Annotated in this window: 14 protein-coding genes; 8 read left to right on the top strand and 6 right to left on the bottom strand. The window is 58.9% G+C overall.

The window, feature by feature from the left end; all coding sequences use genetic code 11:
- Nucleotides 1-154: 154 nt before the first annotated feature.
- Nucleotides 155-2,056, bottom strand: coding sequence for a potassium transporter Kup (locus tag PMI27_RS07790; protein WP_008153965.1), 1,902 nt, complete (start codon nucleotides 2,054-2,056; stop codon nucleotides 155-157).
- 444 nt (nucleotides 2,057-2,500) lie between these two features.
- Between PMI27_RS07790 and rimO the strand changes: the two genes are divergently transcribed.
- From rimO to tsaA, 6 genes are all read left to right on the top strand, one after another.
- Nucleotides 2,501-3,838, top strand: a complete 1,338-nt coding sequence (gene rimO, locus PMI27_RS07795) for a 30S ribosomal protein S12 methylthiotransferase RimO (RefSeq protein ID WP_008153968.1) — start codon at nucleotides 2,501-2,503, stop codon at nucleotides 3,836-3,838.
- A 113-nt stretch (nucleotides 3,839-3,951) separates the two neighbouring features.
- A complete protein-coding gene (locus PMI27_RS07800; protein ID WP_008153969.1) occupies nucleotides 3,952-4,425 on the top strand; it encodes a GNAT family N-acetyltransferase in 474 nt (157 codons plus the stop codon).
- A gap of 190 nt (nucleotides 4,426-4,615) precedes the next feature.
- Entirely contained in the window at nucleotides 4,616-5,326 is a 711-nt protein-coding gene (locus PMI27_RS07805) for an rRNA pseudouridine synthase (RefSeq protein WP_008153970.1), read from the top strand.
- Nucleotides 5,327-5,401: 75 nt separating this feature from the next.
- On the top strand, nucleotides 5,402-5,872 hold the full coding sequence (locus PMI27_RS07810; RefSeq protein WP_008153972.1) for a DUF1456 family protein: 471 nt from the start codon (nucleotides 5,402-5,404) through the stop codon (nucleotides 5,870-5,872).
- A 171-nt stretch (nucleotides 5,873-6,043) separates the two neighbouring features.
- A complete protein-coding gene (locus PMI27_RS07815; RefSeq protein ID WP_008153973.1) occupies nucleotides 6,044-6,814 on the top strand; it encodes an SDR family oxidoreductase in 771 nt (256 codons plus the stop codon).
- 187 nt (nucleotides 6,815-7,001) lie between these two features.
- Nucleotides 7,002-7,703, top strand: coding sequence for a tRNA (N6-threonylcarbamoyladenosine(37)-N6)-methyltransferase TrmO (tsaA, locus tag PMI27_RS07820; protein WP_008153975.1), 702 nt, complete (start codon nucleotides 7,002-7,004; stop codon nucleotides 7,701-7,703).
- A gap of 136 nt (nucleotides 7,704-7,839) precedes the next feature.
- Here the strand turns inward: tsaA and fpr are convergent, their stop codons facing one another.
- Nucleotides 7,840-8,619 (bottom strand): ferredoxin-NADP reductase, encoded by a 780-nt coding sequence (fpr, locus tag PMI27_RS07825; RefSeq protein ID WP_003443014.1) that lies wholly within the window; start codon nucleotides 8,617-8,619, stop codon nucleotides 7,840-7,842.
- A gap of 150 nt (nucleotides 8,620-8,769) precedes the next feature.
- On the opposite strand from fpr, the gene PMI27_RS07830 reads away from it, so the two are divergent.
- Entirely contained in the window at nucleotides 8,770-9,696 is a 927-nt protein-coding gene (locus PMI27_RS07830; RefSeq protein WP_008153977.1) for a LysR family transcriptional regulator, read from the top strand.
- Here the strand turns inward: PMI27_RS07830 and PMI27_RS07835 are convergent.
- From PMI27_RS07835 to PMI27_RS07845, 3 genes are all read right to left on the bottom strand, one after another.
- Nucleotides 9,693-10,055: a diacylglycerol kinase gene (locus PMI27_RS07835; RefSeq protein WP_008153979.1), complete on the bottom strand. Its 363-nt coding sequence runs from the start codon at nucleotides 10,053-10,055 to the stop codon at nucleotides 9,693-9,695. The genes PMI27_RS07830 and PMI27_RS07835 overlap by 4 nt on opposite strands.
- 80 nt (nucleotides 10,056-10,135) lie before the next feature.
- Entirely contained in the window at nucleotides 10,136-10,783 is a 648-nt protein-coding gene (gene erdR / locus PMI27_RS07840) for a response regulator transcription factor ErdR (protein WP_008153980.1), read from the bottom strand.
- Nucleotides 10,784-11,017: 234 nt separating this feature from the next.
- Complete coding sequence (locus tag PMI27_RS07845; protein WP_008153983.1) at nucleotides 11,018-11,752, bottom strand: tRNA-uridine aminocarboxypropyltransferase; 735 nt, start codon at nucleotides 11,750-11,752, stop codon at nucleotides 11,018-11,020.
- Nucleotides 11,753-11,941: 189 nt separating this feature from the next.
- On the opposite strand from PMI27_RS07845, the gene PMI27_RS07850 reads away from it, so the two are divergent.
- Entirely contained in the window at nucleotides 11,942-12,367 is a 426-nt protein-coding gene (locus PMI27_RS07850; protein ID WP_008153984.1) for a PA3611 family quorum-sensing-regulated virulence factor, read from the top strand.
- Here the strand turns inward: PMI27_RS07850 and PMI27_RS07855 are convergent, their stop codons facing one another.
- Nucleotides 12,368-12,562 (bottom strand): hypothetical protein, encoded by a 195-nt coding sequence (locus PMI27_RS07855; protein ID WP_008153987.1) that lies wholly within the window; start codon nucleotides 12,560-12,562, stop codon nucleotides 12,368-12,370.
- Nucleotides 12,563-12,838: the final 276 nt, after the last annotated feature.

Raw genomic sequence — 12,838 nt, 5'->3', positions numbered from 1 at the left:
CGCGATAGAGCTCTGCCAGTCAACATCCATGTTGAATGTCAGGTCCTCATCGCGAGCAGGCTCGCTCCCACAAGGGGATAGCAAGTGGATTCAAGTCATCAGACACAAAAAAGCCCCCGCTACCGAAATGGCAACGAGGGCTTTTTGTTGTGGCTTACATCTCCACCTGCGTCCCCAGTTCAATCACCCGGTTCAGCGGCAGATTGAAGAAGCGCAAATTGCCGTTGGCGTTCTGCAACATGAAGGCGAACAACCCCTCACGCCAGCGGGCCATACCTTCGAGTTTGGAAGCGATGACCGTCTCGCGGCTGAGGAAGTAGGTGGTGCGCATCGGACTGAAGTCCAGGTCATCGAGATGACACAGCTTCAGCGCTTGCGGCACATCCGGCTCGTCGACGAAGCCAAAGTGCAGGATTACGCGGAAGAAACCTTCGCCGTAGGAGTCAACCTCGAAACGCCGGGATGCAGGCACCCGCGGGATGTCTTCGTACACCACCGTCAGCAGCACCACTTGCTCGTGCAGCACCTGGTTATGCAGCAGGTTGTGCAACAGCGCGTGGGGTACGGCGTCCGGGCGCGCGGTCAGAAACACCGCGGTGCCCTGAACGCGATGCGGTGGTTGCACGGCGATGCTGCTGATGAAGATCGGCAGCGGCAATCCACCTTCGTCGAGACGATCGACCAGCAGTTGCTTGCCGCGCTTCCAGGTGGTCATCAGCACAAACAGCACGATACCGGCGATCACCGGGAACGCCCCGCCCTGAATGATTTTCGGCACGTTGGCAGCGAAGTACAGACCGTCCACCAAGAGGAATCCGATCAACAGCGGAACCGCGAGGACCGGCGGCCATTTCCACAGCAGCAATATCACCGCCGACACCAGGATGGTGGTCATCAGCATCGTGCCCGTCACGGCCACGCCGTAAGCCGAAGCCAGCGCGCCGGAGGACTCGAAGCCCAGCACCAACAGGATGACGCCGACCATCAGCGCCCAGTTCACCGCGCCAATGTAGATCTGGCCTTGTTCGGCACTGGAGGTGTGCCGGATGTGCATGCGTGGAATGTAGCCGAGCTGGATCGCCTGACGGGTCAGTGAGAACGCACCGGAAATCACCGCCTGGGAGGCAATCACGGTGGCAAGGGTCGACAACCCCACCAACGGAATCAGCGCCCAGCTCGGTGCCAACAAGTAGAACGGGTTACGAGCGGCTTCCGGGTCACCGAGCAGCAACGCGCCTTGGCCGAAGTAGTTCAGCACCAGTGCCGGCAGCACAAGGATGAACCATGCGCGAGCGATCGGCTTGCGACCGAAGTGGCCCATGTCGGCGTACAGCGCTTCGGCACCGGTCAACGCCAGCACCACCGCGCCGAGAATCGCCACGCCCATGCCCGGGTGCACGACGAAGAAGCGCACGCCCCAGACCGGGTTCATCGCTTGCAGCACTTCCGGGTGCTGCAGGATGCCGTAGACACCCAGCGCCCCCAGCACCACAAACCAGGTCACCATGATCGGCCCGAACAGAATGCCGATCCGCGCGGTACCGTGACTCTGAATCAGGAACAGCGCCACCAGCACGATCAGCGACAGTGGCACCACCCAATGGTCGATACCCTCGAAAGCCAGTCCCAGGCCTTCAATCGCCGAGAGTACGGAAATCGCCGGCGTGATCATGCTGTCGCCGTAGAACAACGCCGCGCCGATCAGCCCGCAGACCACCAGCAAACTACGCAACTTCGGATGCCCCGCCGCCGCCCGCCGAGCGAGGGCGGTCAAGGCCATGATCCCGCCTTCGCCCTGGTTGTCGGCGCGCAGTACGAACATCATGTACTTGATCGAAACGACCCAGATCAGCGACCAGAAGATCAGCGCCAGGATGCCCAACACGCCGTCATGGTTGACCGGCACGCCATAGGCACCGGAAAACACTTCTTTAAGGGTGTACAGCGGGCTCGTGCCGATATCGCCATAAACCACCCCGACCGCCGCGACCAGCATGCCGATCGGTTTTGCCGCCGAATGCTCAGCGCCCGCCGCCTGACTACTTGCCTGCCCCATCCAAAACTCCTACTACCCAGATCCGGACTTCTTATAAGAAGCACTATGCTTTGCCGTGCAGCATGCACCGTTTTACTTACTGTTACAGACGTTTTGTTGACTGTAAAAAATCGGTAAAGCGTAAAGGCGCGAAGCATAGCGCAGCACTCGTCGTATTTCCCTGCATAAAGCTGGTCAAGTGCGCCTCTCATCGCTAGAATTGCGCACTTTTTGATCAGAGGCTAAGCGTCCTGCCTCGCGAATACCGCTGTTTTTTGACGGCGCCTGTTGTTGCCATACTGCGTTGCCGCTTCTCGCCATAGCAAGCTATGACTCGGCGCGGCGCCTTGCCTGGCTACAACAGTCACTCGTCAAAAAGCAGCGTATTCACGAGGCAGGACGCCAAGCGCCCGTCTGTCGCCTTGCCGTCCTCGGCTGGAGGCGTCACAAATACCGAGGTTAGACATGTCCACCACTCCTGCGCCGGCCAATCCAAAGGTTGGCTTCGTATCCCTGGGTTGCCCCAAAGCACTGGTCGACTCCGAGCGCATCCTTACCCAGCTGCGCATGGAAGGCTATGACGTTGTGTCCACTTACGAGGACGCCGATGTCGTGGTGGTCAACACCTGCGGCTTCATCGACTCGGCCAAGGCTGAGTCTTTGGAAGTGATCGGCGAAGCCATCAAGGAAAACGGCAAGGTCATCGTGACCGGCTGCATGGGCGTCGAAGAAGGCAATATTCGCAAGGTGCACCCAAGCGTATTGGCCGTGACCGGTCCGCAGCAGTACGAGCAGGTGGTCAACGCCGTGCACGACGCCGTGCCGCCGCGCCAGGATCACAACCCGCTGATCGACCTGGTGCCGCCGCAAGGCATCAAGCTGACCCCGCGCCACTATGCCTACCTGAAGATTTCCGAAGGCTGCAACCACAGCTGCAGCTTCTGCATCATCCCGTCGATGCGCGGCAAACTGGTCAGCCGCCCGGTCGGTGACGTACTGGACGAGGCTCAGCGCCTGGTCAAGGCCGGCGTCAAAGAGCTGTTGGTGATCTCGCAAGACACCAGCGCCTACGGCGTCGACGTGAAATACCGCACCGGTTTCTGGAACGGCGCGCCGGTGAAAACCCGCATGACCGAACTCTGCGAAGCCTTGAGCACCCTCGGCGTCTGGGTTCGTCTGCACTACGTTTACCCGTACCCGCACGTCGACGAGCTGATTCCGCTGATGGCCGCCGGCAAGATCCTGCCGTACCTGGACATCCCGTTCCAGCACGCCAGCCCGAAAATCCTCAAAGCGATGAAACGCCCGGCCTTCGAAGACAAGACCCTGGCCCGCATCAAGAACTGGCGCGAGATCTGCCCGGACCTGATCATCCGTTCGACCTTCATCGTCGGCTTCCCCGGCGAAACCGAAGAAGACTTCCAGTACCTGCTGAACTGGCTGACCGAAGCGCAACTCGATCGCGTCGGCTGCTTCCAGTACTCGCCGGTCGAAGGCGCACCGGCCAACCTGCTGGACGCGGCCATCGTGCCGGACGACGTCAAGCAAGACCGCTGGGATCGCTTCATGGCGCACCAGCAAGCCATCAGTTCGGCACGCCTGCAAATGCGCGTCGGCCGTGAAATCGAAGTGCTGGTCGATGAAGTCGACGAACAAGGCGCGGTTGGCCGCTGCTTCTTCGATGCCCCGGAAATCGACGGCAATGTGTTCATCGACAACGGCAGCAACCTGAAACCAGGCGATAAAGTCTGGTGCAAAGTGACCGACGCCGACGAATACGACCTGTGGGCTGAACAGATCTAAACGCAAAAAATACGAAAAGCCCCGCTCTCTTGACGAGATGCGGGGCTTTTTTACGTCTATCGTTTTGTGGGAGAAAGGATTCGCACCATCAACTGCAAAAGGGGCAGCCGGCCATGCGCCAACATTCGGTCATCCACACGCCGAAACAGAGCGACTACGAAGAGCTCACTCAGGTCTGGGAAGCCTCGGTGCGTGCCACCCATGACTTTCTGCCGGACAGCTACATCGAATTGTTGAAGAACCTGGTGCTGACCCGCTACCTCGATGCGGTGATGCTGATCTGCACCAAAGACCCGCGCCAGCGCATCACCGGGTTCGCCGGGGTTGCGGCAGGCAAGATCGAAATGCTCTTCATCGATCCGGCTCACCGTGGCCAGGGCCTGGGCAAGCAGTTGCTACGCTATGCGATGGAACACCTGAATGCCGATGAACTGGACGTCAACGAACAGAACCCGCAAGCGCTGGGGTTCTACTTCAAACAGGGCTTCGAGGTGATTGGCCGTTCGGAAGTCGATGGCATGGGCCAGCCTTATCCGCTGCTGCACATGCGTTTGCGCCAAAACCAGCAACATTCGCGGCATGGCTGACACAACACGGATTAAGTGTGGGAGTGAGCCTGCTCGCGATAGCGGTGTGTCATTCAACAGATAAATTGACTGGACTACCGCTATCGCGAGCAGGCTCACTCCCACAAAAAGCCACACGGCGCAAATGGAGCCGGGATTAACCGGCGCCAGGCAGGTACAATGCCCACCCCTTTTTTGTTACGGCCCTGTCATGACTGACCCGATTCGTCTCTCCAAACGCCTCATCGAACTCGTCGGCTGTTCCCGTCGGGAGGCTGAGCTGTTCATCGAGGGCGGCTGGGTCACCGTGGACGGTGAAGTCATCGACGAGCCGCAGTTCAAGGTCGAGAACCAGAAAGTCGAGCTTGATCCGGAAGCCAAGGCCACTGCGCCGGAACCGGTGACCATCCTGCTGAACGTGCCCGTGGGCATGGATGCGGAAACGGCCATGGCAACGATCAGCGCCGAGACCTTGAGCGAAGAACACCGCTTCAGCAAACGTCCGCTCAAGGGCCACTTCCTGCGCCTGACCGCCAGCACCGACCTGCAGGCCAACGCCAGCGGTCTTTTGGTGTTCACCCAGGACTGGAAGATCCTGCGCAAACTCACTGCCGACTCCGCCAAGATCGAGCAAGAGTATGTGGTCGAAGTTGAAGGCGACATGGTGGCTCACGGCCTCAACCGCCTGAACCACGGCCTGACCTACAAGGGCAAGGAACTGCCGCCGGTCAAAGCCAGCTGGCAGAACGAAAACCGCCTGCGTTTTGCGATGAAGAACCCACAACCGGGCGTCATCGCCCTGTTCTGCCAGGCCGTAGGCCTGAAGGTTGTCGCCATCCGCCGCATCCGCATTGGCGGCGTGTCCATCGGCAAAGTGCCGTTGGGGCAATGGCGCTACCTGTCCGGCAAAGAGAAGTTCTAAGACTTTTCACGCCGCCACACATTTTGGCGCCGCTGTTTATGCGGCGCCCACTGCTGAATATCAGGACTGCACACCATGATTCATAACGACGTACTGCGCAGCGTGCGCTACATGCTCGACATCAGCGACAAGAAAGTCATCGAGATCATCAAGCTCGGCGGCATGGACGTGGCCCTGGAAGACCTGGTGACATACCTCGACAAGAAAGAGGAAGACGAGGAAGGCTTCGTACGCTGCCCGGATGAAGTCATTGCACATTTCCTCGATGGCCTGGTGATCTTCAAGCGCGGCAAGGACGAAAGCCGTCCGCCACAGCCAATCGAAGTACCAGTGACCAACAACATCATCCTGAAGAAACTGCGTGTGGCTTTCGAACTGAAAGAAGACGACATGCACGCCATCCTCAAGGCCTCCGAGTTCCCGGTGTCCAAGCCTGAGTTGAGCGCGCTGTTCCGCAAGTTCGGCCACACCAACTACCGCCCGTGCGGCGACCAGTTGCTGCGCAACTTCCTCAAGGGCCTGACCCTGCGCGTTCGCCCGCAGTAATCGGCGCCCTGCCCTGTAGGAGCACAGCTTGCTGGCGATGGCGATTTCAAAGACGCCATCGCGAGCAAGCTTTGCTCCTACACATAGAGCTTCATTCCTCGCAAAAATAGTGGCTCCGCTTCCGGCGGCTGACGACTAGGGTGTATTGACCCTCAGCTCTCAGGATTCGCCATGCACCCGTATTTTTCCCTGCACGGCCGCACCGCTCTGGTGACCGGCGGCACCCGTGGTATCGGCAAAATGATCGCCAAGGCCTATGTCGAGGCCGGCGCCACCGTGTACGTCTGCGCCCGGGATGCCGAAGCCTGTCAGCAAACGGCTGATGAATTGAGCGCATTCGGTCGTTGCCACGGAGTGGCGGCCAACCTCGCCACCGAAGAAGGCGTGCTTCAACTGGCTACGCGACTGGGCGAGCAGATCACTCATCTGGATATTCTGGTGAACAACGCCGGCACCACGTGGGGCGCGCCGCTGGAAAGCTACCCGGTCAAGGGCTGGGAAAAGGTCATGCAGCTGAACGTGACCTCGGTGTTCAACTGCATTCAGCAGTTTTTACCGCTGCTGCGAAAGGCCGGTTCGGCAGCGAATCCGGCGCGAATTATCAATATCGGTTCAGTGGCGGGCATTTCGTCCTTCGGCGAGCAGGCTTATGCCTATGGGCCGAGTAAAGCTGCCCTGCATCAACTGTCACGGATTCTGGCGCGGGAGTTGGTGAGCCAGCACATCAACGTCAACGTCATCGCGCCGGGGCGTTTTCCGAGCAAGATGACTCAGCACATCGGCAATGATGAGCAGGCGCTGGCCGACGATACGGCGTTGATTCCAATGAAACGCTGGGGCCGGGAGGAAGAGATGGCGGCGCTGGCGATCAGTCTGGCGAGTACGGCTGGGGCGTATATGACTGGGAATATTATTCCTTTGGATGGTGGGTTCAGCCTCTAAGATCGGTGGTGCGGCCATCGCGAGCAGGCTCGCTCCCACAGGGGCTTGCTGTGACCACAACATTTGTGCCCGCCGCAAATTAAATGTGGGAGCGAGCCTGCTCGCGATGGCGGACTGACAGGCGCCACCGATCTGACGGTCGCTCGGGTTATCATGCCCGCCCACACCCCCGCCTCGACCCCAGACCATGACCTACAGCGTTTCCCCCATCGGCTTCGTGCGCTCCTGTTTCAAGGAGAAGTTCGCCATCCCGCGCCAGCCACAACTGGCCCCGGCCGCTCGCGGCGTGCTGGAACTGGTGGCGCCGTTCGATCAGGGCGATGCGGTGCAAGGTCTGGAACAGGTCAGCCACGTGTGGCTGCTGTTCCTGTTTCACCAGGCCCTGGAAGAAAAGCCACGACTGAAAGTCCGCCCTCCTCGTCTCGGCGGTAACAAATCCATGGGTGTGTTCGCCACCCGCGCGACGCATCGGCCCAATGGCATCGGCCAATCCGTGGTGAAGCTGGACAAGGTTGAAGCCAATCGCCTGTGGATATCCGGCATCGACCTGCTGGACGGCACGCCGATTCTCGACATCAAACCCTACGTGCCTTACGCCGACATCATCGATACGGCCTCCAACAGCATCGCCAGCGCTGCGCCGCAGCTGATTCCCGTGCAGTGGACGGATTCAGCGCTGCAACAGGCTCACGACCATGCTCAGCGCCTTGAAGAACCGTTGGTGGAGTTGATCGAGCAATGCCTGGCACAAGACCCACGTCCGGCGTACCAGATTCCTACACCCGAACGGGAGTACGGCGCGCAGTTCTGGGACCTGGATGTGCGCTGGCACTATCCCGAAGCCGGAGTTATCCGCGTTCTCGAGGTTATCCCCGTACCCCACTTGTAGGAGCAAAGCTTGCTCGCGATGGCGCTCTCAGGGACGCCATCGCGGGCAAGCCGTGCTCCTACAAGGTTTGTGTCCGGCATAAAAAAGCCCCCATTGCCTGCACAGGCAATGGGGGCTTTTCAGTCATGCAGGTTTCTTACTTCTCGACGAATGCTCGCTCGATCAGGTAATCACCCGGCTCGCGCATCCGCGGCGACACTTTCAGGCCGAAGCTGTTCAACACTTCGCTGGTCTCGTCGAGCATGCTCGGGCTGCCGCACAGCATGGCGCGGTCGTCTTGCGGGTTGATCGGTGGCAGACCGATGTCGCTGAACAGCTTGCCGCTGCGCATCAGGTCGGTCAGGCGACCTTCGTTCTCGAACGGCTCGCGGGTCACGGTCGGGTAGTAGATCAACTTGTCACGCAGGGCCTCGCCGAAGAACTCGTTCTGCGGCAAGTGCTCGGTGATGAACTCGCGGTAAGCGACTTCGTTGACGTAACGTACGCCGTGGCACAGGATCACTTTTTCGAAACGCTCGTAGGTTTCCGGGTCCTGGATGACGCTCATGAACGGCGCCAGCCCGGTACCGGTGCTGAGCAGGTACAAATGTTTGCCAGGCTTCAAGTCATCCAGCACCAGCGTGCCGGTAGGCTTCTTGCTGATGATGATCTCGTCGCCTTCCTTCAGATGCTGCAGCTGGGAAGTCAGCGGGCCATCAGGCACCTTGATGCTGAAGAACTCGAGATGCTCTTCCCAGTTCGGGCTGGCAATCGAGTAAGCGCGCATGAGCGGCCGGCCGTTGGGCTGTTGCAGGCCGATCATCACGAACTGACCGTTCTCGAAGCGCAGGCCCGGATCGCGGGTGCACTTGAAGCTGAACAGAGTGTCGTTCCAGTGATGAACACTGAGGACACGCTCGTGGTTCATGTTGCTCATGTACGTGGGACTCCTGGAGATTTGGTCTGCGCGTGCTCTGCGCCTGCTCTGCAAAAAATGAGCTGCTGTGCGCAATTGCATCGCATTCTAATGGCAGCGACAATATCTGTTAACTGGATTATTAAGATAAGGGTTATCGGTTATATCGATATGCGATTTACTCTCCGTCAACTTCAAGTATTCGTCGCCGTCGCCCAGCAGGAAAGCGTATCCCGTGCTGCGGGTCTGCTCAACCTCTCGCAATCGGCGGCGAGCACCTCGATCACCGAGCTAGAGCGTCAGTCCAGCTGTCAGCTGTTCGATCGCGCCGGCAAACGGCTGAGCCTCAACGCCCTCGGTAAACAGCTGTTGCCGCAAGCGGTGGCGCTGCTCGACCAGTCCAAAGAAATCGAAGACTTGCTCAATGGCAAGTCGGGATTCGGCTCTCTGGCGGTCGGCGCGACCCTGACCATCGGCAATTACCTGGCCACCTTGCTGATCGGCAGCTTCATGCAGCGCCATCCGGAAAGCCAGGTGAAGCTGCACGTGCAGAACACTGCCAACATTGTGCAGCAAGTCGCCCACTATGAAATTGATCTGGGTCTAATCGAAGGCGACTGCAGTCATCCGGACATCGAAGTGCAGAGCTGGGTCGAGGATGAATTGGTGGTGTTCTGTGCGCCCCAGCATCCACTGGCCAAGCGCGGCACGGCGACCATGGAAGAGCTGACCCACGAGGCCTGGATTCTGCGGGAACAGGGCTCCGGCACGCGACTGACCTTTGACCAGGCTATGCGTCACCATCGCAGCTCGCTGAATATCCGGCTGGAACTGGAACACACCGAAGCGATCAAGCGTGCGGTGGAGTCCGGGTTGGGGATTGGCTGCATTTCTCGCCTGGCACTGCGCGACGCATTCCGCCGCGGCAGCCTGGTGCCCGTAGAAACACCGGATCTGGATCTGGCGCGGCAGTTCTATTTCATCTGGCACAAACAGAAATATCAGACGTCGGCGATGCGTGAATTCCTCGACCTGTGCCGCGCGTTCACCGCTGGGGTTCAGCGCAGCGACGAGATCGTTCTGCCCACCATCGCTTAGAGCAGGATGACCGCCCAGACCAGCGCGATCATGCTCAAGGCTACGAGCTGAGCGGCGCTGCCCATGTCTTTGGCGTTCTTGGACAATGGGTGCAATTCAAGGGAAATACGGTCGATGGCCGCTTCCACTGCCGAATTGAGCAATTCGACAATCAACGCCAACAGGCAGACTGCAATCAGCAACGCTTGCTCGACGCGACTGACGTTCAGGAAGAACGACAGCGGGATCAATATGACGTTGAGCAGCACCAGTTGCCGAAAGGCCGCTTCGCCGGTGAAGGCTGCGCGCAGACCGTCCAGCGAATAACCGGAGGCGTTGAGGATGCGTTTGAGGCCGGTTTGGCCTTTGAAAGGTGACATAAAGTAGGCAGCTGACCAAAAAATGAAGTGGGAAGGCTAGATTAAGCACAGTCAAAAAAGCGTGAACGCGCCGCGCCCGGTTAGCTAGAAATTGACTCAAGTTGTTGCAGAAGCAACGCCGCCTGGGTCCGGGTCCGCACATTCAGCTTGCGAAAAATCGCCGTCACGTGGGCCTTGATCGTCGCTTCGGAAACGCTCAGCTCGTAGGCAATCTGCTTGTTCAACAAACCTTCACAGACCATGGTCAGAACACGAAATTGCTGCGGCGTCAGGCTCGCAAGGCCTTCGCTGGCGGCCTTGGCTTCAGCGGAAACGCTGACCGCCTCAAACGCCTGGGGTGGCCAGAACACATCACCATCGAGCACCGTACGTACGGCTTTCTGGATGACGCTCAGATCACTGGACTTGGGGATGAAGCCGCTGGCGCCGAATTCACGGGACTTGACCATGATCGAGGCTTCTTCCTGGGCCGACACCATGACCACCGGAATCTGCGGATACTGACCGCGCAACAGCACCAGCCCTGAAAAACCGTAGGCCCCCGGCATGTTCAGGTCCAGCAGCACCAGATCCCAGTCGGACTTCTCGTCCAGACGGGTTTCCAGCTCGGCAATGCTTGCCACTTCCACCAGACGGACTTCCGGGCCCAGGCCCAGGGTCAACGCTTGATGCAGGGCGCTACGAAAAAGAGGGTGGTCATCGGCAATCAGGATTTCGTATGTGGCCATTTTTCAAATGATCCTGTTTTTCTAACAACTCGAGGTACAGCCACGGAGCTGTACCAACAGGGCACGTTCAACGCCAATCACGTGGCTATCCACGTAAAGAATACGGCGTATCAAACTTTGGCCGCGCCCTAATCGGCGCCAAGCATGCCCAGCGAAGCCGGGGTGGTCAAGGTGCATGGCCAGGACAGTTCTTTGCAGTATGGGCGACAATCAGCGCGTGACAGGGGCGCCGTTTTACACAAAAGGCATCAGTTCGGCGTGTGCCGGTGTTGAAACATCCATTTCAAGCTGATGTTTGGCATCAAGGTAATGTTGGCTGAACACGTCGAAATAAGCGTCCAGTGCCGACGCCGCCTCGGTATCACCCGCCAGATCGAGACACAACGCCGCCACTTCGGCTGTGCATAAATGCTCGCTGCGGGTTGATCGGCGCAACCGGTACCGCGACAACTTCTCGGGCAACAGGCTCAGGATCGGCAGCCGATCAAAGTAGGGGCTTTTGCGGAAAATCTTCCGGGCTTCTGTCCAGGTGGCATCCAGCAGAATGAACAGCGGACGCTTCGAACTATCGGCATCGACGCTGTTTGTGACACGCTCGGGCTCGACGTACTCACCCGGAAACACCAGATAGGGCTGCCATTGCGGATCGGCCAGCAGCGCCAGCAGTTGCTCATCAACTTCCGTACGCGACCAGATGAACGCATGGTTGTCGCGCACCACATCCGCGATCAGCCACCCGGTGTTGCTCGGTTTGAACACTTCCTTGTTGGTCATGATCAGGCACACGCCAGAGCGGGCCTCCACCTGCGGGCGCCAGGCGCACAGGCAGTGGCTCTCGATCACGCGGCAGGCTCGGCAACGCGGTGCCCTCCAGCCTCGGGCCTGAATCGGTTTGATGCCCTCTTCCTCTCGCTCATCGCGCAAGCGGGCGACTGCGTTCGCAGCAAAGCGTGGGGTTGCAGGGTTCATCGCAGGCAACGCCGGCAGGGGAAGAAAATCGACACGAAAAACACTCGGCAGGGCAGAAAGTGGCGGCAGTTTATCAGAGCAGCCGGCGCAAGCCTGTACCGTCCAGGCCTCGTCCCCTATAATTCGCCGCCACTGAACGCACAGTCATGTGACGGGTCGAACCACCAGTCACTGAACCAGGAGAGTTTCATGCTGCGCCTTATCGTTCCCACCGCTGCCATTTTGCTGGCGTCGTCCTTCAGCGCTCAGGCTGCTTCCTTGAGTGAGCAGAATCTCAACAGAGAGCTGCGAAACGTCGCCACACAAAGCAGTGTTGGTACTCCACGGGCGATCAACGAAGACATTCTTGATCAGGGCTACACCGTCGAAGGCAACACGCTGATCAACCATCTAAGCGTACAAAGCAGCCACGCCAACAAGATGCGTGCCGACCCGAAAGCTGTGTATTTCCAGCTTGGCGCCTCTGTATGCAACAACCCATCGTTCCGCAAACTGATGGCCAAGGGCGCGGTCATGCGTTACGACTTCACTGAAGTGAAGACCAACCGCTCCGTCGGCTCCGCCAGCTATCAGGAATCGGACTGCCCGAAAGCGGCTCCGGCCAAGAAGAAGTAATCAACGGGAATTGGCGCGCCGCTGTTCATCCTCGGCGCGCAGTTCTGCCAACAGCGCTTGCAAGTAACGCGAGCGTCGGTCGGCGCCCTCCAGACGCCGGCAGCACTCTTCTTCGAGACTCAAATGATTGGTCTCGGCCGATGACTTCAGTAATCGATACAGTTGTGTATCGATCTCCAGAATAACTCTGGTCATACCTTCCCGCCTCCCTGCACCTCGCCCTTGCTTGAGCGATAAATTCCTTGAACCGCTTGTAACGTGCGTCCTGCCTTTGACGCAAAGTTGTCGTGTCGTGCCTGTAATTTAGTAAATCAGACTGTCGGACACTCGCCTTGCGTTCAGACGAGCGGTGAAAGCACCTTGAAAATCGCCAATAAGCGGTTGCCAGGAAAGATTTTGCGGCGCAATGATCAAGTCAGCGAAAAACGCCATGAGGGTCTAGATTCATAGTGTTCACGTTTACTTTTCAGG

The sequence above is a fragment of the Pseudomonas sp. GM41(2012) genome (assembly GCF_000282315.2).
GTDB lineage: Bacteria > Pseudomonadota > Gammaproteobacteria > Pseudomonadales > Pseudomonadaceae > Aquipseudomonas.
The sequence above is the reverse complement of the archived record's forward strand: the minus strand, read 5'-3'. Positions and strand labels throughout refer to the sequence as shown.

Excerpts from the sequence above, each read along its gene's own strand:
- PMI27_RS07790 (WP_008153965.1), bottom strand. The coding sequence starts at position 2,056 with ATGGGGCAGGCAAGTAGTCAGGCGGCGGGCGCTGAGCATTCGGCGGCA.
- rimO (WP_008153968.1), top strand. The coding sequence starts at position 2,501 with ATGTCCACCACTCCTGCGCCGGCCAATCCAAAGGTTGGCTTCGTATCC.
- PMI27_RS07800 (WP_008153969.1), top strand. The coding sequence starts at position 3,952 with ATGCGCCAACATTCGGTCATCCACACGCCGAAACAGAGCGACTACGAA.
- PMI27_RS07805 (WP_008153970.1), top strand. The coding sequence starts at position 4,616 with ATGACTGACCCGATTCGTCTCTCCAAACGCCTCATCGAACTCGTCGGC.
- PMI27_RS07810 (WP_008153972.1), top strand. The coding sequence starts at position 5,402 with ATGATTCATAACGACGTACTGCGCAGCGTGCGCTACATGCTCGACATC.
- PMI27_RS07815 (WP_008153973.1), top strand. The coding sequence starts at position 6,044 with ATGCACCCGTATTTTTCCCTGCACGGCCGCACCGCTCTGGTGACCGGC.
- tsaA (WP_008153975.1), top strand. The coding sequence starts at position 7,002 with ATGACCTACAGCGTTTCCCCCATCGGCTTCGTGCGCTCCTGTTTCAAG.
- fpr (WP_003443014.1), bottom strand. The coding sequence starts at position 8,619 with ATGAGCAACATGAACCACGAGCGTGTCCTCAGTGTTCATCACTGGAAC.
- PMI27_RS07830 (WP_008153977.1), top strand. The coding sequence starts at position 8,770 with ATGCGATTTACTCTCCGTCAACTTCAAGTATTCGTCGCCGTCGCCCAG.
- PMI27_RS07835 (WP_008153979.1), bottom strand. The coding sequence starts at position 10,055 with ATGTCACCTTTCAAAGGCCAAACCGGCCTCAAACGCATCCTCAACGCC.
- erdR (WP_008153980.1), bottom strand. The coding sequence starts at position 10,783 with ATGGCCACATACGAAATCCTGATTGCCGATGACCACCCTCTTTTTCGT.
- PMI27_RS07845 (WP_008153983.1), bottom strand. The coding sequence starts at position 11,752 with ATGAACCCTGCAACCCCACGCTTTGCTGCGAACGCAGTCGCCCGCTTG.
- PMI27_RS07850 (WP_008153984.1), top strand. The coding sequence starts at position 11,942 with ATGCTGCGCCTTATCGTTCCCACCGCTGCCATTTTGCTGGCGTCGTCC.
- PMI27_RS07855 (WP_008153987.1), bottom strand. The coding sequence starts at position 12,562 with ATGACCAGAGTTATTCTGGAGATCGATACACAACTGTATCGATTACTG.